27 protein-coding genes are annotated in these 24,192 nt (G+C 32.9%); 14 read left to right on the forward strand and 13 right to left on the reverse strand.

The annotated features are described in order from the left end of the window. Window positions 1–218: 218 nt before the first annotated feature. Window positions 219–1,406, reverse strand: a complete 1,188-nt coding sequence (locus FI695_03645) for a hypothetical protein (GenBank protein ID MQG51053.1) — start codon at window positions 1,404–1,406, stop codon at window positions 219–221. Between FI695_03645 and FI695_03650 the strand changes: the two genes are divergently transcribed. After that, a complete protein-coding gene (locus tag FI695_03650; GenBank protein ID MQG51054.1) occupies window positions 1,393–1,881 on the forward strand; it encodes a hypothetical protein in 489 nt (162 codons plus the stop codon). The two genes, FI695_03645 and FI695_03650, sit on opposite strands and share 14 nt — an antisense overlap. Window positions 1,882–2,070: 189 nt before the next feature. Next, window positions 2,071–2,259, forward strand: coding sequence for a hypothetical protein (locus tag FI695_03655; GenBank protein ID MQG51055.1), 189 nt, complete (start codon window positions 2,071–2,073; stop codon window positions 2,257–2,259). Between the two features lie 369 nt (window positions 2,260–2,628). On the opposite strand, the gene FI695_03660 is transcribed toward FI695_03655, so the two are convergent. The 12 genes from FI695_03660 to FI695_03715 form a co-directional block, all read right to left on the reverse strand. Continuing rightward, window positions 2,629–3,015 (reverse strand): nuclear transport factor 2 family protein, encoded by a 387-nt coding sequence (locus FI695_03660; GenBank protein MQG51056.1) that lies wholly within the window; start codon window positions 3,013–3,015, stop codon window positions 2,629–2,631. Next, window positions 3,002–3,868: a hypothetical protein gene (locus tag FI695_03665; protein MQG51057.1), complete on the reverse strand. Its 867-nt coding sequence runs from the start codon at window positions 3,866–3,868 to the stop codon at window positions 3,002–3,004. Before FI695_03665 ends, FI695_03660 begins: the two co-directional genes overlap by 14 nt. A 248-nt stretch (window positions 3,869–4,116) precedes the next feature. Then, window positions 4,117–5,562 carry an MFS transporter gene (locus tag FI695_03670; protein ID MQG51058.1) on the reverse strand — a complete coding sequence of 482 codons (1,446 nt, stop codon included), beginning with the start codon at window positions 5,560–5,562 and terminating at the stop codon, window positions 4,117–4,119. Between the two features lie 26 nt (window positions 5,563–5,588). Next, window positions 5,589–6,434 (reverse strand): serine hydrolase, encoded by an 846-nt coding sequence (locus tag FI695_03675; GenBank protein ID MQG51059.1) that lies wholly within the window; start codon window positions 6,432–6,434, stop codon window positions 5,589–5,591. A gap of 14 nt (window positions 6,435–6,448) precedes the next feature. Beyond that, window positions 6,449–7,177, reverse strand: coding sequence for an alpha/beta hydrolase (locus FI695_03680; protein MQG51060.1), 729 nt, complete (start codon window positions 7,175–7,177; stop codon window positions 6,449–6,451). 15 nt (window positions 7,178–7,192) lie between these two features. Further along, window positions 7,193–8,362 (reverse strand): MFS transporter, encoded by a 1,170-nt coding sequence (locus FI695_03685; GenBank protein MQG51061.1) that lies wholly within the window; start codon window positions 8,360–8,362, stop codon window positions 7,193–7,195. Between the two features lie 32 nt (window positions 8,363–8,394). Further along, complete coding sequence (locus FI695_03690; protein MQG51062.1) at window positions 8,395–9,303, reverse strand: DMT family transporter; 909 nt, start codon at window positions 9,301–9,303, stop codon at window positions 8,395–8,397. A gap of 1 nt (window position 9,304) precedes the next feature. Next, on the reverse strand, window positions 9,305–9,748 hold the full coding sequence (locus FI695_03695) for a hypothetical protein (protein MQG51063.1): 444 nt from the start codon (window positions 9,746–9,748) through the stop codon (window positions 9,305–9,307). Between the two features lie 68 nt (window positions 9,749–9,816). Beyond that, on the reverse strand, window positions 9,817–11,301 hold the full coding sequence (locus FI695_03700; GenBank protein ID MQG51064.1) for an MFS transporter: 1,485 nt from the start codon (window positions 11,299–11,301) through the stop codon (window positions 9,817–9,819). 12 nt (window positions 11,302–11,313) lie between these two features. Beyond that, window positions 11,314–11,865 carry a hypothetical protein gene (locus FI695_03705; protein ID MQG51065.1) on the reverse strand — a complete coding sequence of 184 codons (552 nt, stop codon included), beginning with the start codon at window positions 11,863–11,865 and terminating at the stop codon, window positions 11,314–11,316. A 23-nt stretch (window positions 11,866–11,888) separates the two neighbouring features. Next, window positions 11,889–13,217 carry an amidohydrolase family protein gene (locus FI695_03710; GenBank protein ID MQG51066.1) on the reverse strand — a complete coding sequence of 443 codons (1,329 nt, stop codon included), beginning with the start codon at window positions 13,215–13,217 and terminating at the stop codon, window positions 11,889–11,891. 27 nt (window positions 13,218–13,244) lie between these two features. Then, on the reverse strand, window positions 13,245–14,399 hold the full coding sequence (locus FI695_03715) for a hypothetical protein (GenBank protein MQG51067.1): 1,155 nt from the start codon (window positions 14,397–14,399) through the stop codon (window positions 13,245–13,247). A 256-nt stretch (window positions 14,400–14,655) separates the two neighbouring features. Here FI695_03715 and umuD point away from each other — a divergent pair, with 256 nt between their 5' ends. From umuD to FI695_03775, 12 genes are all read left to right on the forward strand, one after another. Continuing rightward, a complete protein-coding gene (gene umuD / locus FI695_03720; GenBank protein ID MQG51068.1) occupies window positions 14,656–15,171 on the forward strand; it encodes a translesion error-prone DNA polymerase V autoproteolytic subunit in 516 nt (171 codons plus the stop codon). Between the two features lie 5 nt (window positions 15,172–15,176). Next, a complete protein-coding gene (locus FI695_03725; protein ID MQG51069.1) occupies window positions 15,177–16,439 on the forward strand; it encodes a Y-family DNA polymerase in 1,263 nt (420 codons plus the stop codon). Window positions 16,440–16,494: 55 nt separating this feature from the next. After that, window positions 16,495–17,538, forward strand: coding sequence for a ferrochelatase (locus tag FI695_03730; GenBank protein ID MQG51070.1), 1,044 nt, complete (start codon window positions 16,495–16,497; stop codon window positions 17,536–17,538). 9 nt (window positions 17,539–17,547) lie between these two features. After that, window positions 17,548–17,931, forward strand: coding sequence for a peptide-methionine (R)-S-oxide reductase MsrB (gene msrB, locus FI695_03735; protein ID MQG51071.1), 384 nt, complete (start codon window positions 17,548–17,550; stop codon window positions 17,929–17,931). A gap of 218 nt (window positions 17,932–18,149) precedes the next feature. Continuing rightward, window positions 18,150–18,371: a hypothetical protein gene (locus FI695_03740; GenBank protein ID MQG51072.1), complete on the forward strand. Its 222-nt coding sequence runs from the start codon at window positions 18,150–18,152 to the stop codon at window positions 18,369–18,371. A 19-nt stretch (window positions 18,372–18,390) separates the two neighbouring features. After that, window positions 18,391–19,140, forward strand: a complete 750-nt coding sequence (locus FI695_03745) for a hypothetical protein (protein ID MQG51073.1) — start codon at window positions 18,391–18,393, stop codon at window positions 19,138–19,140. Window positions 19,141–19,160: 20 nt separating this feature from the next. Continuing rightward, the gene (locus FI695_03750; protein MQG51074.1) at window positions 19,161–20,246 is read left to right on the forward strand and encodes a prephenate dehydrogenase; all 1,086 of its coding nucleotides are present in this window, start codon (window positions 19,161–19,163) and stop codon (window positions 20,244–20,246) included. Window position 20,247: 1 nt separating this feature from the next. Beyond that, window positions 20,248–21,558 carry a 3-phosphoshikimate 1-carboxyvinyltransferase gene (gene aroA / locus FI695_03755; GenBank protein ID MQG51075.1) on the forward strand — a complete coding sequence of 437 codons (1,311 nt, stop codon included), beginning with the start codon at window positions 20,248–20,250 and terminating at the stop codon, window positions 21,556–21,558. Continuing rightward, window positions 21,551–22,111 (forward strand): guanylate kinase, encoded by a 561-nt coding sequence (locus FI695_03760; protein ID MQG51076.1) that lies wholly within the window; start codon window positions 21,551–21,553, stop codon window positions 22,109–22,111. The genes aroA and FI695_03760 overlap by 8 nt, the downstream gene beginning before the upstream one ends. A 32-nt stretch (window positions 22,112–22,143) precedes the next feature. Further along, window positions 22,144–22,425 carry an Asp-tRNA(Asn)/Glu-tRNA(Gln) amidotransferase subunit GatC gene (gatC, locus tag FI695_03765; GenBank protein ID MQG51077.1) on the forward strand — a complete coding sequence of 94 codons (282 nt, stop codon included), beginning with the start codon at window positions 22,144–22,146 and terminating at the stop codon, window positions 22,423–22,425. A 24-nt stretch (window positions 22,426–22,449) separates the two neighbouring features. Beyond that, the gene (gene gatA / locus FI695_03770) at window positions 22,450–23,916 is read left to right on the forward strand and encodes an Asp-tRNA(Asn)/Glu-tRNA(Gln) amidotransferase subunit GatA (GenBank protein MQG51078.1); all 1,467 of its coding nucleotides are present in this window, start codon (window positions 22,450–22,452) and stop codon (window positions 23,914–23,916) included. 9 nt (window positions 23,917–23,925) lie between these two features. Beyond that, a complete protein-coding gene (locus FI695_03775; GenBank protein ID MQG51079.1) occupies window positions 23,926–24,189 on the forward strand; it encodes a hypothetical protein in 264 nt (87 codons plus the stop codon). Window positions 24,190–24,192 lie beyond the last annotated feature (3 nt).

The following is a 24,192-nucleotide window of genomic DNA, read 5'->3' on the forward strand; positions in this document are numbered from 1 at the left end:
TATTTTTCTTCAGTAATTTCCCACATTGAATTGCGATCAATGCCTCGAAACCAATCCAAAGTAAATAATACGGGATTATCATAAGATTTCGAGGAGTAATTCCTTCATCTAATCCTACATTTCGTATTATTTTTAATATGAGATTTATTGAATGGAATGACACTAAGAACCATGCGAAGATTCTTATTAAATGAATAGTAGTACGTTTCATAGTTTAATTATTGTCCTTCGAAAGTTGTGTAGGCGGCTTCAGTAGAACCAGTATTTGCAACAACAATAACTCCGATAGAATTATTACCAAAACTATTACCTCCGGCATTGTTGCTATTGCTACAAGAATACTGTAAAGATCCTCTTGATTGGATGTAATAAGTTCCAGGATCACTAGGTGCAGTAAAACTGAAATTCTTTGTTACATTCCCTCCACCATAAGTTCCCCCACTCCTAAGACATGTATTATGAACATCTTGAACTCGTAAGTAGAATTGAACTATACATCCTGGACAATATCCACTTGTATGGGTGTATGTTAAGTTACTACTAACATTAACAGTTGAACCAGGAGTAACAATAGCATACGGCTTTCCTGTACTATTGATATTTAAGTTTGTCCAGTTTAATGTGCGACCTGCATAGCCATGAGAATGAGTTAATTCGTTATAAGCTACTGTTTGTCCAGGATTAATAATATTTATTTGTGGAATAAATATATTTTGTGTTCCCATAAGGTTGTCGTTATTATCCTTATAAGTTCCATCTGGATAGTAGGTTTTAGTAAGTGTTTGATTATTGTTTAAAGGTGATACTATTTGTGCTTTTTGCCAGATATATGTACCAGTTTTAGGTGTTGAAATACTCGCATTACAGGTAAGTTCGTGTTCGTTAATTTGTAATGTTTCACCACTAGAAGTATCTTTAAAATCAACAATAAGCCAAGGTGATCCAAGATTATATGTTCCAGAAATATCACATCCTACTAAGTTTAAAAATCCGTCTTTTATCCCAGTAACTGTACCGCTATTACGATTAGTGTTGTCGTAAGAACTATTAAACGTCACTGAAAAAATATTAGCGTAATCTTCAGGACTTGGTTCAGGTGCCGGAGTAGGAGTTGGAGTAGGTGTCGGCGTGGGAGTAGGAGTAGGAGTGGGTGTAGGCGTAGGTGTAGGTGTCACAATTGGTGTTGGAGTTGGGGCAGCAAAATCAAAATATAAGTGTTCTGCAGTTATCTCATGGTTAATAATTTTATTAGTGGGATCGTCGATATTTTGATCAACTTTTCCTGTGTTCCAATATGTTGAACGAATGTTGTTATTATCTTTAAGATTTACACGGTCCCATAAGTAATATCCTGCCTGATTCCAGAAATCACCTTCTACGTTTAAAGCTATTTTGCAGCTTAACATTGCTTTATTATCTCTAATTACATTACTAAATCCAAAGCATGAAAAACTGGTTTCTTGGGTATCTCTTATAAACCAAACGCTCGCTTCTTTAACCCCATTAAGGTTAGGTTCAATTCCTATTTCTATTGAAATTGCCCGTTCATTATTTGATATATTCAAATTGTTGAGCACTGGTCCGAGTATTGGAGCAGGTGTTGGAGTAGGTGTAGGTAAAGGTAAAGGCGTAGGAGTAGGGGTAGGTTTAGGAGCAGGAGTAGGAGTAGGAGTAGGAGTAGCTGAAACAGGAGTCGTGGTTAGTTTTCCAGCGACTTGTGTAGAAGTTGTTTCAGGTGTAGGAGTAGGAGTTATATCAAGAGTTTTTGTAGGTGTAGGGACAGCAACTGTTTCTGTACTTGTTATAGCATTTAGGTTATTTGTGGTACTAATTATCGAATTTGACGTAGTCGTACCTATTGTTAAATCAGGTTTTTCATAATAAGTTTTGAGCGTTGAATAATTATTGTCTATTTCATTTAATAATTCTGGATTTAATTCAGAAACTATAATTGTTGGGTTATCTCCAGCAGTAGCTCCAGTAACAATACCAATTAATTGACCACATAAATCGAATACTGATCCTCCATTAAAGTCTTCTGAGATTGCAGTTTGGGAAGAAAATACGTGAGTGTTTATACCAGTAAGATTGGAGCGAGTAGATTGGTATGAAGCGTTAATAGTGCTATATGGTCCATTGAATATATATGAGCTTGTAATAGCACTTTCGTTTTGGATTGGGATAGAGTTTTTTGTTACAATTCCAGTTAAACTCGATGGAATTTCAGTTTCAATAATACCTATATTTGCTGATGGGTAAACTTTAGCATTGATACCTTCGGATACAAAACCCCCATAGAAATGAACAAAGAGATCTGAGTTTGATGAGATTTTTTCAGCGATATTATTTGCACTTGTAACTATGAAGTTTGTATCTTTTATTAAAACGCCTGTTATGTATCCGACGTCTTTAACTTCAATGCTTACCATTGCAGGTTGTACATACCATTTAGGGTCTTCAATAATTGCACAGTCGTTGGGTTCTACATCATTATTTGATTGGCATCCAATCAAAAGAATTAAGCTTATTAATATTGGTGTTAATTGTATCTTTTTTATAGTCATTTATAGATATTTACTAATAGTTTAGATAAGAAGATTTTAAACTCATAAAATCATAATTACAAATTTAGTTAATAATCGGAGATCCATGGTGATGTACTAGATACCATTGGTTTTCCACTCTACGGAAAATATTTGTAGCTTCTACTCTACCTTCATTAACTTTCCCATTAACTACTGAGCGTAGAGATTCAGTACAAACAATCCATCCCCATTCCCCTTCAATTGTAATAGAAGATTCGATTATGGTGAATTGCATTACCATAGTATTGTTAAATATGTTTATCCAGCTTTGGAGTATTTCTTTTCTTCCTTGAATTAAGGGCCATCCTGGATGGATGCAGGTAACTGCTAACTCTTTATCCCATAATTCATTCATTTCCTCTATATCAAATAATTCGAATGCTCGATAAAATCTTGTATTTGCTTCTATTAATGAATCAGTTGTTTCCATTTTTATTACCTTTATATTTGTACGTTATTAGAACTATTACAACAATTAATATTATGGATGAAAAAACTGAAATTAGAGTAGATATATTTATTCTGTTTTCTGAAATGTTTGTATTGTCTATCTGTTCTATAAACAAATCCTGTGTTTTTGTGGTTGACTGAATTTCTTCAGCTGATTGTATTGGTTTATTTTCATTTAATTCTTCGTGTGTAGGAGTTGGTTTGCTTTCATTTAGTTCCTGGGGTGTAGAAGTCGGTTCATTTATATATATAGGATTAATATACCAAGCTATTTGTGCTGATGAGTTAAAATATTCGGTATTCCCCGATGCATATACCGATGAGAAAATTTCTTTAGATCCTACAGAAAATACATATCTTAATACACCATTAGATTTTAAGGTAACTTTGATTGTAGAACCATTTTGTAAGGTTTCTTGATGTGAAATCACTCTAATTAGGTTCATTTGACTATAGGGTTCATAGAATGTACTTCGTATATTAGCTTTGTATAATTCCTTAATAGATTCTTGTTGGTTTTCAGAATTTGATAATTTTTCGATTGAAAGTTCAGGAAGATAATTTTCTTTAATTTGATTTTCAGGTTCTTGATCTGGTATTAAAATGCTAAATTTCAGTATATTGTCAGAAAAATTATTGAGATTGAATATTATTTCTTCATCTGTAGACTCAAATTCTCCATAAAATGCATGAGATACAGATGCGTCACTTAAATCAATGGTTGTTATATCTGTGGTTGATTTAATTATTTTAAATGGTTGATGTGCGTAGATTTTATTTGTTTGTAAAATAAAAACCACTAATATTAATAAAATTACCCATAGATACTTCAATGATTTTAAGTTTATTGCTGTAATATTTCACCTCTTTTAATATACCAATGCAGGATATTTATCATGTCTTGCAATTTGGTCTTCTTTCCATAGTTTTGCATCATCTTTTGGAACGTTGGGATCTATTGTTTCATCAACTTTTTTGTTGGTAATAGTTTGATCTGAGACTTCTTCATCACAACTATTAGTACAAGCTATAAGCAATATTAGAAAAATTAATATAACAATTAACTTTTTAATTTTTCACCTCAACTATTATTCATAGATTTCGGTTCTCCACGTATAATCGAAATTATTGCGGATACATACATTATAAAACCAGCGATAGTAAATGAGTTTTTCATTCCACTTATAAATGATAACTTAATACCATTATCTGATGAATCAGTAATATTTGAAAGATTTGGCTCAAAGTTTAATTGTGTCATTGTAATTACGACAATAGTTGTTGCTATTGCGATACCGGATAAACTTGCAGTTGCCCTAATCAAATTCATAAATCCTGATCCAATACCAAAGTGAGAACTGTCAATAGAATTCATAATTGCACTATTATTTGGAGACATAAATATTCCTGCTCCACATCCTTGCAGTGTCAATCCTAGTAAAATAGCAGTAATACTTGAATTTATATTGAGATACGCAAGGAATATCAAGGCTGAACCACTAATAGCCATACCAAATGCAGTTAGCCATTTAGTTCCAATTTTATCGGATAATTGACCACTAAATGGCCCAATAATAGCCATCGAAAGTGCACCTGGAGCAAGCAATACACCCACGGTGGTGGTTGTGAATCCCATTATTTGAATTAAATAGAATGGCATAAGAAATCCCGAAAATGACATACTTAAAAATGCTAAGAATCTAGTAGTAACGCTCAGAGAAAAAGTTTTGATTTTAAAGAAATTTAAATCTAATAATGGATCTTTAGTAGTTTTTTCTTGCCAAATAAATAAGAAAAATAGCAACAGGCAAAGAAAAATGCCGCTACTAATATATAGTGAAGTCCAGCCTTCTTGGTTTCCAAATGTTATGACTAGAAGGAAAATTAGAAGAGTTGCAGTAGATAAAAAACCACCTCTCCAGTCAAATGAAAATGCACCTGTAATTTGATTCGGTTGTATATTGAGTTCTTTATTTCTAAATATGATAAGTGCAATAATTATACCTAACCCACAAAGGATGACGTTAAATATAAACAAAGCTCGCCAATTGTAAATATTTGTTAAATATCCACCTATAAGAGGCCCTGCTATAGCACTGAATCCAATTATAGACATATATAATCCCATTGCTTTACCTCGTTGTTTTCGTCCGAAAACATCGGCAATCATAGCCATACCATTTGCTTCGATTGATGCTCCACCAAAACCTGCTATAACCTTTGCAATTAATATAACTGAATAGGTAGTCGCAATACTTCCAATAATTCCTCCAAGCATCAAGGTGATAAGGCCAGTCAGAAATATTGGTTTTCTACCGATTTTATCAGCTATTTTCCCTAAGGGCATAAATAAAGCACAAACTGTTAATATATATGCCAACATTATCCATTGTGCATGAGGTAAGCTTAATTCAAAATGATCTGTAACTTTGGGTACGAGAATTTGTGCTGAAGTTTGTTCAGTCACACTGGCAAAAACTCCAAAAGCAATGGCAAAAAACCCTAGCCATTTTATATCTAATTTCATTGATTTTCTTTCTGGATTTTTGTACTTTACAATGGAATAGTAGTGGGTAGTCCTAAACCAAATTCATTTGTTTGATCTAAAGTCAGCATGAACTTATGTGCAGTTTTTGCTAATTCGATTACAAAGGATTCCTGGGAAAGGGAGTCGGTAATTCCATAATTAGACATTATAGAAATAGCATATGGATTATTAGGTAAATATACAATCCCAACATCGCATCTAACTTTATCCATACCCCCTGGCTTGTTTGCTATTTTCGTATTTGGCCCAATAGCTTTATTCAGATATGCTGATTTTGGTTTACTCATAATATTTAACACATTGTTAGCAACTTTAGGAGATGGTTTTTTTTGATACAATAATTCCATCATTTTAGTTAATTCGTTAGGAGTAGAAATATTTTCCTCTCCTCGATTAATTGCATCTGGATCCATCATTTTACGTCCGAGTTTTGTTTTAGACAGTCCTAGATCTTTTATAAGATTATTTGTTTCTTGCATTCCTGCTAGATCTATACACATATTCGTCGCAGTATTGTCTGAGACAAGCATCATCAAAATGGCGATATCTAAAATTGTAAATTCTGGTTCATTTTCCAAAAAATGTATAACTCCACTCCCGGCTCCATACATATCTTGTGTGAATCTCACTCGTTTTGCTAAATCTATTGTTCCTTTATCTTCTAAGGTAAATAGTTGAGTTAATATATGTATTTTAATAGAAGACGCTGTTGGGAATACATCGTCTCCATTAATAGATATCGTTTTATTATTATTTAGACACCTTATAGACAATCCTGCAACACCTTCGAATTGGTTTATTATATTATCCAATGTACTTTCTAGATTGCTCCAAAGTAAATTTGTAGTCATTGTGTATTCTCTCTTTAATTTATAACTTCTATATTTTTACAAAATTCTAGTACAAGTTTCCTAAATTCAGCTTGTTTGTGTTTATACACACCATGTTCAGAATCTTGAAAAATTTCTGTACGAGAATTTGGTAGATTTCTTCCTAGAATAATAGATCCTCCAGCTCCTGCTATTGAATCTTGCCCCCCACCGACTATCAGTGCCGGGCATTTTATTTCTTTTAACCTAGGTGTATAAGGGTGTTCTCTTAGACCAGCCGTTGCACGAGCTTGTGCTAGAAATGAATCCATATGTTCAGGTTTGATTTTTCTAATTCCTTTACCAACTCTGGATTCTTCACTTTGTTTATACCAGTTTTCAGAGGCTGTAACGTTTACTTCGCTAGAACTAGAATCAATTATTATTGCAGAACACATATCCTGATAATCTAATGCAAATTGTTGAACAACTATTCCACCCCAAGAAACTCCATGAAGAACTACTTTTGTTACATTGAGATGATTTAATAATCGTGCTAAATCATTTGCATATAGAGGTACAGAATATTTTGTAGCTTGTGAAGACTCTCCTAACCCTCGATTATCCCATGTGATTACACGATCAAAATATTTTTCCCAAAAGCTGAATTCTTCTATGAAAGGTTTCCCACTTTGGCCAATACCATGACAATGTACAAATGCAAAGGAGCCTTTCCCAGTTTCTTCATAATGGATGGAAACATCATCTAAGTCTAAGTTTGGCATTGTTTCAACATTCTTTCACTGTATTTTTATATTTTTACTCAGAATAATTACTAATAAACTTACTATTGAAATACCTATCATACTAATATTTAAACTATAATTATCAGCAATAAATCCAAACAAAATTGGTGCAATAGCAACCCCAACTTCAGTACTTGTATAGTAAATACCGTATGCTTTTCCCCGTGTTTCTGAATTTGTAATTTGTGCAACTATTCCGTAAAGAACAGAAGAAGTTCCATTTAATCCTATACCTAAAAGAAATACTAATACTGTGCCAATAGGGATATTGGTAATAAGTATTATCGGGAGTAGAATACTAACTACTATTTTTGTGGCAAAAATTATAGAGAAAGCATTATATCGGTCACTCAACCATCCTGAAGAGAATTTTCCTATAGCTCCTCCACTATATAATATCGTAAATATTAGTGTAGTACGGAGTGTACTCATACCTTTTGAAATAAATAAAAATGGTATAAACGTTAGTGTTGCTGTTCGAATCATTGAGTCAATAAATCCTGCCGCCATGAGTACTACAAATTGTGAATCAATTACAGGGGGCAAATTTGATGTTTTAGTTTTAGTTGGAGTTTGTTTACCATTTGCACTACTAGGTGATCTTGATATTGATAAGCTCATTAATAAACTTCCAATTACCACTATTATGCCTGTAATACCTACAAACAATAGACACTTTTGCCACCCAAAAGAAACGACTAATATTGCGACAATAATTGGTGCAATTATTTTCCCAAGATCGCCCGAGAAATTTAATATACCGATAGAAGTAAATAGTGATTTTGTGTCTGAGCCTCTAGAAACAAATCTTGCCCCAACAGGATGTTGAATTCCACCACCTATTCCCGTTATAAATGACATACCTAGAAACATTACATTTGTAGTTGCAAAGCTCATTAATATGACACCGATGCCAACCCATATATTAGCACCCCCAATAAGCCAAAATTCACTTATACGGTCAGAAACAATACCTGCTGGTAGTTGTGTTAATGCAGCACCCAAGTCGAATACGGTTTTGATAAGACCAGTTTGAGTATAATTTAGTTGGTATGTTATGGCTATGTATGGCAACAAAGGATACATAATCGCAAAATATAGATCACTTATAATATGGTTACTACAAGAAAAAGCTAATATTTTATTTGTTTTATTTTTTAACATTCAGATAAGTTAATCTATATTGAAATAAATGTCTATGAATTAGTGCTATATATCAAAATAACAATACTGGCAATAATTAAAAATATAGAAAAGATTTCAGTGCGACTAATTCCTTCTTTAAATATTCTCTGAGTGACCAATATCGAGAATAGTAACTCTACTTGTCCAACAGTTTTTACGTATGCTGCTTGTGTCAAAGCAAAGGCTGTAAACCAAGCAATCGATCCAATTGCACTTGTAACACCCACTAATAAAGAACGTTTCCAGTAGAATAAGATTCCATTAAACATTGATCTGTTTTTATATGTAATCCATATACCAAGTTGAAATATATTAAGGATTAATATAACAAGTAGTGTTAAGGCAGCATTAGTTAAGGGGATGTCATGATTGAGTATAAGAATGGCTTCACGAATAAGTAATGCATCAAAAGCGAACGATGCTCCAGATGTTATGCCAATAAATACAGACTTGTTGTTTAAACCAGTTAGTAGTGATTTTAGTTCTATGTTTTGTTGTGAAGACGACATAATCACCACACCTAACATACCTAAAATTACAGCTATACTACTTAGGATGTTGAGATATTCTTGAAAGAAAATTGCTCCAAATATGGCAACTTGTATTGCTTCGGTTTTGGTATAGGCAGTACTTACAGCAAAATTCCGATGAGAGAACAGCGAAACTAGTAATATTGTTCCAATAATTTGAAATAATCCCGCAAATAAACAATAAACAATAAATTTTTGATTTATTGATGGAAATTCAAAACCGCTATTATGTAGCACAACTACATAGATGATTACAATAGGAAATCCAAATATAAAGCGTATCCATGTTATAACCTCAGCAGATAGAAATTTAGTTAATGATTTTTGGATACTTGTACGAATAGTTTGCATTAATGCTGCAAAAATAGTGATAAAAACCCAAGTAGACATTTTATGCTAATCTTAATTCAGGAATTTCTATTCCAATTTGTGGTATCGAAAGTGTAGTACTTTTTATTGCATCGACAATATCTTGAGATAATGGTTTAACGAGTTTGTAAAATCCGTCTTCAAAATTATCTCGCATAATTATATCCATTGAGATTAATTTAGCTATCTGAGTTCCGATTACTACTTGGTATTGACCATTAGGAATATTAAAATTCGTAAACCATTCATGGTAAATGCTACCCCAAGTTTCACTTCCAATTTCAGAAGATAAGGCAATATCAATTCCACTTGGATAGCTGCCTTCAGAAAATCGCTTAAATACTGCGTTGAAAATATCGTCTCGTGATTTTACTTGTCTTGGTTGATCAGGATCGTAATGTATCCATGACGCTAAGATACAGCAATCAATTAATGCAGTTGGTGGTATAGTATTCTTATCATCCATTACTTGCCCCTATAGCTTTTTCTTTTTTTCTTCTCGATTGTCGCATTTCCTTTAAGATTTGCCAAACACTAATTAATGTTAATTTGGGTTTTTTTCAACCCAATCCAAGCAATTAACGAAGAGATAACACCTAGAATCATAAGTATTGAACCTAATATATACGATATTTGAAAAGCATACATAAATGATTCAATAGAATCCCTAGTTGAAGATGCATATATAAGGTCTACATCAGGTGAATTGGATTGATATAAAAAGGTGAAAAACCAACCGATGAGCGTAACTGCAGTTACGCTACCAAATGCTCTAGATATAGCGGATATAGCTCCGCCAGTACCTAAAGAATTTGACGACATGTTACCCATAATTAAACTTAAATTTGCACTTTGGAAAAGGCCTATACCAGATCCAACAATAATCATCCTAATACCTATTTCTACTAATGAAGATTCCGGAGATAATATGCTATATGATAATAGGCCTAAACTCACAATACATAGTCCTGCAACACTAGTAATTCCAGAGCCATATTTATCAGAAAAATATCCACCGATTGGAGAACATAACGATATTGAAATTGCGTTTAGTAATAGAAATATTCCTAAAATTATTGATGATGCGGAAATTATTTCTGCTACAAAAAAAGGAAGTATAAATAAATTAACAAAAGATCCCATATATAAAAATAGGTTTGCAAAAAAACCACCCAAAACAATAGGATTATTAATTAATGTAAATTCAATTAAGGGATTATTTAGTGATATTTGTCTTCTAATAAATAATATTATTGAACCTATTGATATTACTGAAGTAGAAAGAGTTGGTATTTGAATCCAGCCGATATTTGTCCCTAAATTTAAAAATAATACTGCAGATATAATACCAATGAATATTAATATTGCTCCAATCCAATCGAAATCAGTTGTTCTGTGGGTTTTTTGAAGGTTTGATGTGTTATAGGTTTTAATTACAATCAATGATCCAATAATACATAACACACAGATTGGTATCCTGCCTAAAAATATCCATTGCCAAGGTAAAAATTCTAGAATTACACCAGCAAATACTGTACCAAAAATCATGCCTAAACTTCCTATGCCTGCCATAATCCCAAGAGCTCTACCTCTATAAGATGATGGAAATAACGATGTTGCTAAAGCAGGGGCGATAGACAATATAGCGGAATTGCCAAATGCTTGTAATATACGAAATCCTAGAACAGTATTTATTGTAGGAGAAAGTCCAATAGATACCATTGCAATTGTGTATACTATTAATCCGAAAATAAACACGTTTTTTAATCCAAACGCGTCTCCGGCACTTCCCATTGGTAATTGTAAAGCTACAGTAGTCCCAAGGTAAAAAATTATCATAAAATAGGTGATGTTAGGAGAAACAGTGAAAAATTCTGAAATATTTGGTAGGGCGACATTCACACTTATATCTAAAGCACTTAGAAACATACCAGAACCAACCAGAATAAGTTGGATCCATTGAGTTCTACTTATTGAATCCGCAGAATTTATTTCATTCTTGTTGAGTTTATAGATCAAGATTATTATTTATTATGTATTAAGTAAGGGATTAACCCCATCTTCTAAGTCTACTTCTAAAGCATTAATGGATAAGCACAGCATATTGTAATATCCAATAATTGCTATCAAATCTATAAGTGCTTTTTGGCCTAATAAATGTTCTACTGCACTATAGGTTGCATTAGATATTTTGGTATTTTCTAATAATTCTTTTGTGAATTGTACAAATACGCCTTCTTTAGGAAGTAATTTACGTGGTGGAATATTGTTTTGTATAGTTTCAATTACTTCTTCTCTTATACCCGCTTCTCTAGCGGAAGCAACATGATGAGTCCAGACATATTCACAGTTTTGAATTTTAGATATAGTTAGAGTTATTATTTCCCTGATTTCAGAATTAATTGTAGAAGATACATATCTGAGTTCTTCTCCTAATGAAGCAATTTTGGTTGCAATTTCTGGGCTATTCAATAAAGCTTTAAATGGTCGGGCAACATGTCCTCGATATTTAGCTATTTCATCATAGAATTGTTGTTTGTCCTGAGGTATTTGATCTTTTTCTAAAATATCCACTCTGGGCATAGTTTTCCTCCAATTAAATTATTCTAGTTATTCCACGCTTTTTTAGCGATTTGATTAGCTTCTTTAATTATATATTCTTCATCTAAATTAAGAATTTTATGGTTTTTCATGATCCATTTACCATCTACCATAACTGACTCAACATCTTGTATTTGTCCCATATGAACCCAGTTAGAAACAACGTCCGTTTGAGGTATCATATGAGGTTGAAAGGTATTAACTATAATTAAATCAGCTTTATTCCCTTTGGCGATAAATCCTGCATCATTAATTCCTAAAGATTGGTAACCATTTTGTGTTGCCCATTTATATACTTCATTTGGATTAGGATTTCTACCATCCATAATTCGTACACGTTCCATAAATAATCCAGTTCTCATAACTTCGATCATATTTTCGTCCATATTATCTGAACCCATAGCAATATTGCACCCGTATTCCTCTAAATCTTTTATATTAGGGCTCAATCCTCTTCTAGCAGCGATAGACGAATTAAATGATACTGACGATTTAAACTTGCCTAATATTTGCTCTTCTTTTTTTGTCATACATCTACAGTGGGCAGCTACAAGTTTACTTGTTAAAAAGTTATTTTGTTCTAAATATTCGGTAGGGGTTGTACCAAAATTATCTTTAATGTTTTGTACCTCTCCCCATAATTGATTTAAGTGGATTGTTGACAGAATATCTAGTTTTTCTTGAAGTATTCTTAATTCTTGCAATGACTTTGGAGAATTCATATCAGGTGCATGTGCTGCAAGTGCTACAGTAACCCTTGATTGATCATATCCATTCCATTTTGTGTGTAAATCGATAATTCGTTCTATGCCATCCTCTAATTTTTGCTGATCAGATTCAAATTTACCTGGCTCTCCAATACTGCCAGACACTCTATCAGACATTTGCTCTGCTAAAACTAAACGTAGCCCAGTTTTTTGAAGTTCATTTGCATAGTTCATAATTCCTTGTGCAACTTCCATTGTGATTGTGGTCCCAGATTTTATTGCTTCTATAGCACCTAGTAAAACCATAATTTGTTGTTCTTCTGTAGAAATTTTTGGGAGAGATCTTCTTGGAGGACCAGGAAATGGGGGTGTATTAGCATATGATTCATTTTCAAAAACTCCTCGGGCTAATGTTAGATTTAAATGCGTGTGGCAATTCGCAAATCCTGAAAAAACTGCTCTGTTAGTCGCATCTATTATAGTCGAATCAGGATACTGTTTTAGGACTTCAGTATTTGGCAAGATATCAAGAATAATGTCATTTTCAATAACGATAGAATGATTTTCTAAAACTGAAATCATATTAGTATTCATTATAATCTTTCCATTTTGTATAGCTGTTTTCATATTTTTCTCCAGTAGTTATTAATTGTCTTAGTTTTTAAAACCTAGTAGTTTTATATCTTTTATGATTCCTTTTGATTGAATAAGAACTTTAAAGTCGCCATAATCATCTGGATCAATGAGGGTTTTCATAGCTATACGACTCAATTCTTTTCTTGCATATGATAATTCTTTTGTATCAAGTGAATCTAAATAAGAATAAAAACCTAGATTTTCTAAAAATCTACGCTGTAATGTATATCCTTGTGTTGTAAAACCTTGTTTTTCTCCAGCTTTCATAAGTGATGTGAAGTCGACAAATGATGTAATGTCTTGAGAACCAATATTTTGGTATGGATTGTTAGTATATTGATGTTGATTGTAGCACATTAGAGTACCACTACTATATTTTGATGAATAGAGATCTTTTGATAATTCACCGTAGTCAATTGATAGTGTAAAACCTCGATCCAAAGTTTCAAAAACTTCTGCCATCCAAGAATCAATGCCTAAATTTATTTCACCCCGGTATCCTTCTGGTAAATCAAGATTTAATGATGTTAAACGATTAGAAATTAATGGACTGGATGGTATATCTAAAATTTCAGTAAATCCTTTATCTGAATTTGTTACATATATCTCTTTTACTAATCCATCTTGTATAACAAATTGATGAAAAGGAAAATTATCTACTAATTCATTACAAAGAATACATCCAGTTATGTTTTTAAAAGGGGTAACTCCTTCTGCTTTTACTCGATTAATTCCCCACGTTATTTCTCTTTTATTAGGTCGACTATTTTGAGCTTTTCCATCCCAGCCAAGTGATTCTTCTAATGAATTTGGCCACCAGGGTTCGTAATCTGTAGCTACATATTGTAATGCGTCAGAAAGGCCAGAGTCTAGTAGCTGAATTTCGTCTACAATAGATCTCGCTAGAGCTCCGTCTCCAGAGCCCACTTCAATAACTTGGAAAGTAGAAGGGGAATCAAGAATTTCCCACATTTGGTTTAGTTGCTTTGCAATGAGTGTTCCAAATACTGGATGACTTGTTGGAGAAGTTCCAAATTCTGTATTAATTCTGTTCGCACGAGTAGAGTAAAAGCCTCCTTTGGGGGAGTAAAGACAAATTTGCATAAACTGAGAAAACGTTATCGGTCCGTTTTGTTGAATAAGAGCTCGGATTTCTTCTTCAACATTTTTCACACATCACCTCTGATTTTTGAACTCTAATCCATATCTGGCACTTATCCAACCAGCTCCCATAGCACCTATTATGGCAATTAAGTAATTTTCTCCATTAAATAATAGATTGGTTACCAGTATAGCAATAATCGTAGCAATACTCATACTTAATACATATGTAAGAAAAATTCTTAACTTCATAATTTACTCGTATATTGATTTTTTGAATAATGTACACTATTCTATTATTATATATATTATAGCTAAGGATACCAAAATGCCACGAGGTGGATCAAGGATTGGAGCTGGTAGACCTAAAGGTCAAGGTAAATATAAAGAATCAACCAGACCTGTTCGAATACCTGAAAGTATGATTCAAGAAATATTAGAATATGTTGAAACGAATGGTTATAACTTGCCTTTATATGCCAGTGCAGTACAAGCTGGATTTCCTTCTCCTGCTGATGATTACCTTGAAGGTAATTTAGATTTAAATAAACACCTTATTAAGCATCCGACTGCTACATTTTTTGTAAGAGCTGCAGGCCAATCCATGATTAAATCAGGTATTCACCATGGTGATATTTTAGTAGTTGATCGAAGCCTGGAGGCAAAAAATGGGAAAATTGTTATAGCAGCAATAGATGGGCAACTAACGGTAAAGAGGTTGAAAAAATCATCTCAAGGAACCTATCTTGTACCTGAAAATGATGATTATGAACCTATCAAAATTGAAGAAAATAATGATGTGGTAATTTGGGGTGTAGTAACTAATGTATTGCATCAGGTATAGAAATTATGAGTATATTTGCATTAGTCGACTGCAATAATTTTTATGCATCTTGTGAACGAGTTTTTAATCCTGATTTGATAGGGAAACCAATTGTTGTTCTTTCTAATAATGATGGATGTGTTATTGCACGCTCTAATGAAGCAAAAGAACTTGGTATACCTATGGGGGCTCCTTATTATCAATATAAATCATTTATAGAGAAAAATAATGTCAAAGTATTTTCTTCTAATTATCAGTTTTATGGCGATATGTCACAACGTGTTATGAGGTCATTAAGTATGATGCTACCCAATCAAGATTTAGAAATCTATTCGATTGATGAGGCATTTTTACGTTTAGACGGATTTGTAAAACGGGATTTATTTGAATGGGCGATTGAAGTAAGAAGTAGCATTCTTAAATGGACAGGAATACCCACATCTATTGGTATAGCTTCTACAAAAACACTTTGTAAAATTGCTAATCATGTTGCAAAAAAACAGACTCAAAACGGTGTGTTTGATTTACGAGATATAGATTTGCAAGAATATATTATCTCAGATTTACCTGTGGAAGAATTATGGGGTATATCTCGTAGATGGGGCGAGAAATTACGAGCTCTAGGTATATCTACAGCACTGCAATTAAAAAATGCCGACCCAAAGTTTATACAGAAAAAATTAAGTGTTGTAGTGGAGAGAATAGTATATGAACTTCATGGAATATCTTGTCTTGATTTAGAAAAACAAATGCCCAAAAAGTCTATTATATCTTCTAAATCTTTTGGGAATTTACTTTATGAATTAAAACCAATAGAACAGGCATTATCTACTTATACAGCGCGAGCTTGTGAAAAAATGCGACAACAAGGCAGTAAAGCTAATGGTCTATACATTTTTTTACAAACTAACCCTTTTAGAGATGATCTACCTCAGTATAGAAATAGTTTGAAGTTTAACTTTGAATTACCTACATCTGACACAACTGTTATTATCCAGATTGCCAAAACATTATTAAAAAAAATATATATATCTGGGTATCACTATCATAAATGTGGAATTATGTTATTCAATTTGGTTTCAGAACAGTATCAACAGGGACACTTTTTTACTTCTTATGATCCATCTCGAGATAGTTTAATGAAATCAATAGATAGAATTAATGAGTTTATGGGGCGAGATACAATATTTTATGCAGCTCAAGGAGTTAAACAAAATTGGAAGATGCGACGAAACAATCTTTCCCCGCGATATACCACAAATTGGGAAGAACTCGTGAAAGTATATTAGCATCTAATACTGAAAATCATATATAATGTTGAGATATGACTTATATATATAAAGGATGCTTGAACACGTGACTAGTGCGAAAATTGGCTGTTTATTGATGAATATTGGAACTCCATCAGAACCTACTGTATCAGGCTTAAGAACCTACCTTAAGGAATTTTTATCTGACCCTGATGTAGTTGATACTAATCCGATTTTACGATGGATTATTGTCAATTTGCTTGTTGTTCCTTTTAGACCCCAAAAAGTATTGCCACAATATCAAAGCGTTTGGATGGATGAAGGATCTCCTTTACTTGTTTACACCCAAAAATTCGTAAAAAAAATTACAGAGAAAAACACTGATATTATATTTGATATAGGTATGAGGTATGGCACACCATCTATAGAGCAAGGACTCAAAAATTTGGTAGAAGCCAATGTCGAAAAAATTATATTGTGCCCAATGTTCCCACAGTATGCTCAAGCGACGTCAGGGTCTTGTATAAAAAGAGCTATTGAAGTGATTGAACATGAAGATATCAATATTCCTTATGAAATTAATTCATATTTTTATGATGAAGATTTTTTAATTAATTGTTTAGCTGAAACAATTAAAAATTCAACAGCATATCATGAAAGCGAATTTCTTCTCTTTAGTTTTCATGGTTTACCAGAACGACAAATTAAAAAAATGGATACTTCTAACAACCATTGTTTAGTTCAGGAGAACTGTTGTGAAATTGAGTGTGAGTTTAATCAGTTGTGTTATAAGCGCCATTGTTATGAAACAGTGCAAAGAGTAGTTGATAAAGCAGATTTAAAAAAACCTTTTGATATAGCATTTCAAAGTCGATTTGGTATTGATCCCTGGATTAAACCTAACACTACAGATATTATTGAAGCATTACCTAAAAAAGGTATAAAGAATATTTCAGTTATTTGCCCTGCGTTTACTTTCGATTGTTTGGAAACTCTTGAGGAAATAGCTATTAGAAATCAAGAATACTTTATTGATGCAGGTGGAGAAAGTCTAACATTAATACCCGCTTTAAATGATAACGATAATTGGGTTAATGAATTTTATAACTATATATATCAGAAGTTTGCTAGAGTATGAGAGGTAATTATGAATAATGAAGAATATAAAAATAAATTAACACCCGCTCAATATGAAGTAACAAGAAACAAAGCAACTGAACCACCATTTACAGGCGAATATTTACATAATAAAGAAGATGGTACTTATCTTTGTGTTTGTTGTGCTAATCCATTATTTTCATCTGATACAAAGTATGATTCAGGTTGTGGATGGCCAAGTTTTTGGGACGCTATGGATTCTGAGCAAATAAAGGAAGAAGTAGATACTTCACATGGCATGGTAAGAGTTGAAATAACATGTGTAAAATGTGATGCTCATTTAGGGCATGTATTTCCAGATGGACCAGCGCCAACCGGTTTAAGATATTGTATCAATTCCGTTTCTTTGGATTTTAAAAGTTCTTCTGAATAGTATCATCCTTCAGGCCCGTCCCATTTATATTTTGTTGGACGACCGAGTTTCCCGTATTCAGTTTTATTTTCTTCAGGAGATATATTAGCAATTTCATTTTTCAGAGAAATCTTATTATCTTTTTGCTTGGTATGATTTTGGTTTAGTTTTTTATTTTTTTTCATGGTATGATTTCCTTTACATTAATATATCACAAGAATCTTGAGGATAGTAATAATATGACTATTTATGATCCAAAGTTTTGGCGTTGGCAAGTAGAGGAAAGGCTTGCAGTTTTAAAACAAGAATTCAAATTAATGCGTTCAGATGATCCATCTAGAGGAGATTTGCAAAAGAGAATTGGTATGCTTGAGAATGAACTAAAACAGATAGACAAAGAGGATGAAGAACATGGAACGCAGTGGTATGATGAAGAGACAGGCGCTGCCGCTGATATGTAACTTTATAAGGTGTTAGTAAATGACAAATATAATTGAAAAATTTGACAAAATCACCAAAACTGCTTCACGGAGTTTGGGTTTTAAAATTACCAAAGATGAAGATAAAAATCCTTCATCAATAATTATGGTTTCTACAAAAACAGTTACAAAACAATCAGTAAGTTCTTTTAAAAAAATCAATCCTGATGCATTGATTATTTATTCTGAAGATTTACCAAAACCAAAAGCTCAATTGTTAAAGGATTTTTCTTGGGGTATCAGTATTAATTCTTTGACAATTCAGAAAGCTGAGAAAACCCTTAAAAATAAACCTGAATTTATCATGTTCGGAGTTGAGAATTCATCAATAGAACCACTTGAAGAAGGATCAATCGGAAGATTTTTATTTGTAGAAAATGATATTACTGAATTGTATGTAAAAAATTTAGAAGATTTACCAATAGATGTAGTTGTTACATCACTTCCTGATGAGCCTAATATTACACTAAATACTCTTGTTGTCTTATCAAACATAAGAAACTATATCACTAAATATTTCTTTATTGAATCGAGTAAGAAATTAACAACTAGAGAATTACAAGAATTAAGAGAAATTGGTATTGATGGTTTTATTTTTAATGAATCTATTGGTACAAAAGAAATATTAGAATTAAAAGAAAATATACTTAAATTGCCTGATAAGAAAAACAAAAATACTAGTAAAAATAATGATCGAATATCTTTTTCTGTAGACAATGTTGATATAGAAAATGAAGATGATGACGAATAGTATCAAATATTCTTTTAGAAATGGGGTTTTCCATGGATAAAATAGCAATAATTGGATTGGGTTTAATAGGTGGGTCTATAGGACTTGCCCTAAAATCTGGTAAACGTTCTGATATAGAGATTTGGGGATACGATCAAGATAATGCCGTTGGAAACAAAGCAAAAAAAGTTGGTGCAATCGATAAATCTGTATGGAATTTACCAGATGCAGTTAAAGAAGCCAAAATCGTAATAATTACTACACCTGTTTTGTCGGTACGACAAATTATGGAAGATATTGCAGAACATTTATCACCTGGAGCTATTGTTACTGATACTGGAAGTACAAAAAGAGTGATTATGGATTGGGCAGATGAATATTTACCAGAAAATGTTCATTTTGTAGGTGGTCATCCCATGGCTGGACGTGAAACTTCTGGTATTGGAAGTGCTGACGGTACTCTTTATAAAGGATGTCGCTATGTAGTGATTCCGCATGCTAAAGCTGATCAAAAAGCTGTAGATTCTATTATTTCAATGATTGAATATATTGGTGCTAAACCCTATTTTATGGACCCTCAAGAACACGATAGTTATGTTGGGGCGGTTAGCCATCTACCAATGATGTTATCCAAAGCACTTATATTATCTACAAGTCAAAGTCCTTCTTGGAGAGAAATCGCTAAACTTGCATCAACAGGATATAAAGATATTTCTAGATTAGCTTCAGGTAGTCCAATTATGCATTTAGATATAGCTTTAACAAATAAAGATTCAATTATTTATTGGATAGATCGCGCTACTGAACAACTACAAAATATAAAAATGTTAATTGAAAAAACTGATGTTGAAGACATAGATGAAAAAGAAGAATCTATGGACGAATTATTAGATACATTTTTAGAAGCATTGCATTCCCGAGAAAGTTGGCTTTATAGATATGAAGCTGGGGAAGATTTTGACGATTTAGGCAACAACCCAACTCAACCTGATCTTCCAACCTCTAGTGATCAAATAGCTGATATGTTGTTTGGAGGTAGACTAAGGGAAAGATATCAAAAAATGTTTGAAGTTACATCAAAACAATTAATAGATAATCAGAAGAAAAACAGGCGATGGAGTAGATGATATGGAGATGGTTGTCGGTAAATCTTCTCAGATACAAGGAGAACTATATTTACCTGGAGATAAATCAATATCCCATCGATCAGTAATATTTAATTCTATATCAAATGGTACTGCTAAAATAACTAATATTTCTCTTGGGCAAGATTGTATTTCTACTATTAATATTATGAGAAATATGGGAGTAGAGATTGATCTCAACGAACAAGATACGACTACTCTTATTATAAAAGGGGTTGGTAGAACGGGACTAAGAGAACCAAATATAGTTTTAGATGCAGGTAATTCTGGCACCACAATGAGGCTCATCTCAGGACTATTGTCCGCCCAACCATTTTTTTCTGTACTAACAGGAGATGATTCTCTGCGTTCTAGGCCAATGGGTAGAATAATTTTACCTTTGAAACAGATGGGTGCAAATATATTAGGGAGAGATGGAAATACTAAAGCTCCGTTTGCAATATACGGTTCAGAGTTAGAAGGGATTGAATATACTATGCCTGTGGCTAGTGCACAATTAAAATCGTGTTTAATATTAGCTGCAATTAATAGTGTGGGCAAAACGATTTTGCATCAACCAGCTCTTTCTAGAGATCATACAGAGAAAATGCTAGGGAATATGGGCGTTAATATACAAAATGATGGATTGAAATTAACAATAGAACCATTTACTGGTGAATTTAAAAGTATAGATGTAAATGTCCCTGCAGATATAAGTTCTGCAGCTTTTTGGATTGTTGCTGGTTTATGTCATCAGCAAGGAAAGATTACTTTGAAAAATGTAGGAATTAATCCTTCTAGATCTGGCATTTTAGATGTTATGTCTGAAATGGGTGGGAATATATATGTAAAAAATGCAACTATTGTTGCAGGAGAAGAAGTTGCAGATATTGTAGTAGAACCAAGTGAATTACAAGGTATCGAAATTAGTGGGGATATTATTCCAAGATTAATAGATGAAATTCCTATAATTGCTTTAGCTGCTTGTTTTGCTAAAGGAAAAACAGTTATAAGAGACGCATCTGATGCACGGAATAAGGAAAGTGATCGATTATCCATTACAGTTAGTGAATTATCAAAATTTGGTGCTGATATTGAAGAGACTGTAGATGGTATTATTATTAATGGTGTTGGTAGTTTAAGCGGTACAATTTGTGAATCATTTAACGATCATCGTATAGCAATGATGGAAGCTATAGCTGCTATTTTATCACAGGGTAAAACAACTATAAAAAATAGTGAATGTGTTGCAATTTCTTATCCGCAATTCTGGGATGATTTGAGTAATTTAACAGGAGACCACTACGATGCCTGATACAAAACTTTTTGTTATTTCAGGGCCTTCTGGTGTGGGTAAAGATACAATAATTAATCATTTAAAGTCTCGAGATAAGAATTGGTATTTTGTAGTTACAGCTACAACTAGATCTATACGAGAAGGTGAAAGAGATGGTAAAGATTACCTATTTCTTACAGATGATCAATTTCAGGCAATGTTAGATCGAGACCAATTTATAGAAAATGCAGAAGTTTATGGGAATAGGTATGGAGTACCTAGTTCGCAATTTGATATAGCAAAATATTCTAACCGCCATGCAATATTAAAAATCGATGTGCAGGGCGCTTTAACAATTAAATCAAAATTTGATGATGCTATTTTGATATTTGTTCAACCAGAGAGTATTGATCAATTAATTTCTCGTTTAACTACAAGAAATTCAGAAAATCAAACTGAATTAAAATCAAGAATATCAAAAGCTTCTTATGAAATGGATCAAATTGAACATTTTGATTATATTGTTACCAATAATGATAATGAAATTTTAGAATCAGTAGAGATGATTGATAAAATTATTTCTTCACATTGATCTACCTGCTATGATGTTATTTTGGAGGTAATATGGCAATTGATAAAGAAACAGTTGAGTATGTATCTAGGTTGGCTAAAATCAGACTCGATGAAAAAGAATTAGGTGAATATACCAATCAACTAGATGATATTTTAGATCATATTAAAGTTTTAGAAGGTGTTGATACCAAAGGTGTTGAACCTCAGTACGGGATTTTACAAACAGTTATGCGCGAAGATAGAATAGCTGAATCTTTAGAACAGTCCCAAGTTTTACAAAATGCTCCTGATGTTGAGGGCGAATATATTAAGGTCAAGCCAGTATTAGAATAATTAATAACTTGAAAGATTAAAAATATGGATTTAGAACTACAAAAGATGACGATTAATAGTGCGCGAAAATTACTTGATGAAGGGTCTATTTCTTCCAAGGAATTAACACAACTATATCTTGATCGAATAGGAAACACAGAAAATCTTATTCAGAGCTATGTGACAGTAGATGGCGAAAAAGCTTTAAAACAAGCTGAAACTGCTGATGAGATTATTAAATCTGGAAAAGCATCATATTTAACAGGTATTCCTTTACAGATTAAAGATAATATGTGTACAAAGGATACGTTGACAACGTGTTCTTCAAAAATGCTTGAAAATTTTATCCCTCCATATGACGCAACTGTTGTAAAGAAATTGAGAGATGAAAATGCAGTTTTTCTTGGCAAAGGAAATTTAGATGAATTTGCTATGGGTTCATCTACAGAAAACTCTGCATTCAATACAACAAAAAATCCTTGGGATATTACAAAAGTCCCAGGCGGGAGTAGTGGGGGGCCGGCCGCAGCTGTTGCAGCATCTCAAGCCATAGCTTCTCTTGGATCAGACACCGGAGGATCGATTAGACAACCAGCATCTTTATGCGGGGTTGTTGGCCTGAAACCTACATATGGTCTAGTTAGTAGATTTGGGCTTATAGCATTTGCATCCTCACTTGATCAAATTGGACCAATAACCAAAGATGTTACGGATTGTTCAATACTTCTCAATTCTATAGTTGGTAATGATATAAATGACTCAACTTCTTTGAAGTATGATTCTCCTGACTATTTGAACAATTTATCTGATGATATTTCTAATCTAAAAATAGGTGTTCCAAAAGAGTATTTTGTATCTGGTATAGATAATAAAGTTCGAGAATCTGTTGAAACAGCAATTAAACAATTGGAATCTCTTGGAGCAAAGGTTGATCGGGAAGTTTCTTTACCCTCAAGCGAGTTGGCATTAGCTGTATATTATATTATTGCCCCATCAGAGTGTTCTTCCAATCTATCAAGGTTTGATGGAGTAAAGTATGGTTTTCGATATAAAGATGGGAACTCTATGTGGGAAGAATTAGAAGTTACGCGTCAATTAGGATTTGGACCAGAAGTGAAACGAAGAATCATGTTGGGTACCTATAGTTTATCTTCAGGATATTATGACGAATATTATTTAAAGGCTCAAAAAGTAAGGACTGTAATTATTAATGAATTTGAAGAAACTTTTAAAAAATATGATTTATTAGTAACTCCTACATCTCCTACCACTGCGTTTGGTGTAGGTGAAAGAACCGATAATCCACTTCAAATGTATTTAAGTGATGTTTGTACTGTCCCCGTTAATATTGCTGGGCTTCCTGCAATATCTATACCTTGTGGATTTTCTGATGGATTACCAATTGGTTTGCAAATTATTGGGCCAAGGTTTAGCGAACAAAATATTTTAAATCTTGCATATGCTTTCGAACAAAATACTGAATGGCATAAATATAATCCAAGGATCGAGTAAATTATGTTCATGTTAGTAAAGATTGAATTACAGAATTTCAGTTTGTGGAAGTCAATTTGGGATAAAGAAAAGGCTGTACGAGAGTCGTATGGATGTGTCAGTGAAAAAATATTTCGTAACTCAGTATCAGATAAAGAAGTATTTATATTAACAGAATGGGAAGATATTGAAGATGCTCAAGAGTTTGGTATGTCTGATGATTTACGAAAGTCTTTAGGGAAGTCAGGAGGACTTGGACGACCAGAGGTTTCTTTCATAGACGAGATTTCCTAATAC

It is taken from the genome of SAR202 cluster bacterium (assembly GCA_009392515.1).
In the GTDB taxonomy this organism is placed as follows: Bacteria; Chloroflexota; Dehalococcoidia; order Lucifugimonadales; family UBA6952; genus UBA6952.

Coding starts and splice junctions, on each gene's coding strand:
- FI695_03730 (MQG51070.1), top strand. CDS start 16,495: ATGCTTGAACACGTGACTAGTGCGAAAATTGGCTGTTTATTGATGAAT.
- FI695_03725 (MQG51069.1), top strand. CDS start 15,177: ATGAGTATATTTGCATTAGTCGACTGCAATAATTTTTATGCATCTTGT.
- FI695_03745 (MQG51073.1), top strand. CDS start 18,391: ATGACAAATATAATTGAAAAATTTGACAAAATCACCAAAACTGCTTCA.
- FI695_03750 (MQG51074.1), top strand. CDS start 19,161: ATGGGGTTTTCCATGGATAAAATAGCAATAATTGGATTGGGTTTAATA.
- FI695_03740 (MQG51072.1), top strand. CDS start 18,150: ATGACTATTTATGATCCAAAGTTTTGGCGTTGGCAAGTAGAGGAAAGG.
- FI695_03695 (MQG51063.1), bottom strand. CDS start 9,748: ATGGATGATAAGAATACTATACCACCAACTGCATTAATTGATTGCTGT.
- FI695_03760 (MQG51076.1), top strand. CDS start 21,551: ATGCCTGATACAAAACTTTTTGTTATTTCAGGGCCTTCTGGTGTGGGT.
- gatA (MQG51078.1), top strand. CDS start 22,450: ATGGATTTAGAACTACAAAAGATGACGATTAATAGTGCGCGAAAATTA.
- FI695_03705 (MQG51065.1), bottom strand. CDS start 11,865: ATGCCCAGAGTGGATATTTTAGAAAAAGATCAAATACCTCAGGACAAA.
- FI695_03775 (MQG51079.1), top strand. CDS start 23,926: ATGTTAGTAAAGATTGAATTACAGAATTTCAGTTTGTGGAAGTCAATT.
- FI695_03660 (MQG51056.1), bottom strand. CDS start 3,015: ATGGAAACAACTGATTCATTAATAGAAGCAAATACAAGATTTTATCGA.
- FI695_03670 (MQG51058.1), bottom strand. CDS start 5,562: ATGAAATTAGATATAAAATGGCTAGGGTTTTTTGCCATTGCTTTTGGA.
- msrB (MQG51071.1), top strand. CDS start 17,548: ATGAATAATGAAGAATATAAAAATAAATTAACACCCGCTCAATATGAA.
- gatC (MQG51077.1), top strand. CDS start 22,144: ATGGCAATTGATAAAGAAACAGTTGAGTATGTATCTAGGTTGGCTAAA.
- FI695_03685 (MQG51061.1), bottom strand. CDS start 8,362: ATGTTAAAAAATAAAACAAATAAAATATTAGCTTTTTCTTGTAGTAAC.
- FI695_03680 (MQG51060.1), bottom strand. CDS start 7,177: ATGCCAAACTTAGACTTAGATGATGTTTCCATCCATTATGAAGAAACT.
- FI695_03675 (MQG51059.1), bottom strand. CDS start 6,434: ATGACTACAAATTTACTTTGGAGCAATCTAGAAAGTACATTGGATAAT.
- FI695_03690 (MQG51062.1), bottom strand. CDS start 9,303: ATGTCTACTTGGGTTTTTATCACTATTTTTGCAGCATTAATGCAAACT.
- umuD (MQG51068.1), top strand. CDS start 14,656: ATGCCACGAGGTGGATCAAGGATTGGAGCTGGTAGACCTAAAGGTCAA.
- FI695_03645 (MQG51053.1), bottom strand. CDS start 1,406: ATGTTAAGCTGCAAAATAGCTTTAAACGTAGAAGGTGATTTCTGGAAT.
- aroA (MQG51075.1), top strand. CDS start 20,248: ATGGAGATGGTTGTCGGTAAATCTTCTCAGATACAAGGAGAACTATAT.
- FI695_03710 (MQG51066.1), bottom strand. CDS start 13,217: ATGAAAACAGCTATACAAAATGGAAAGATTATAATGAATACTAATATG.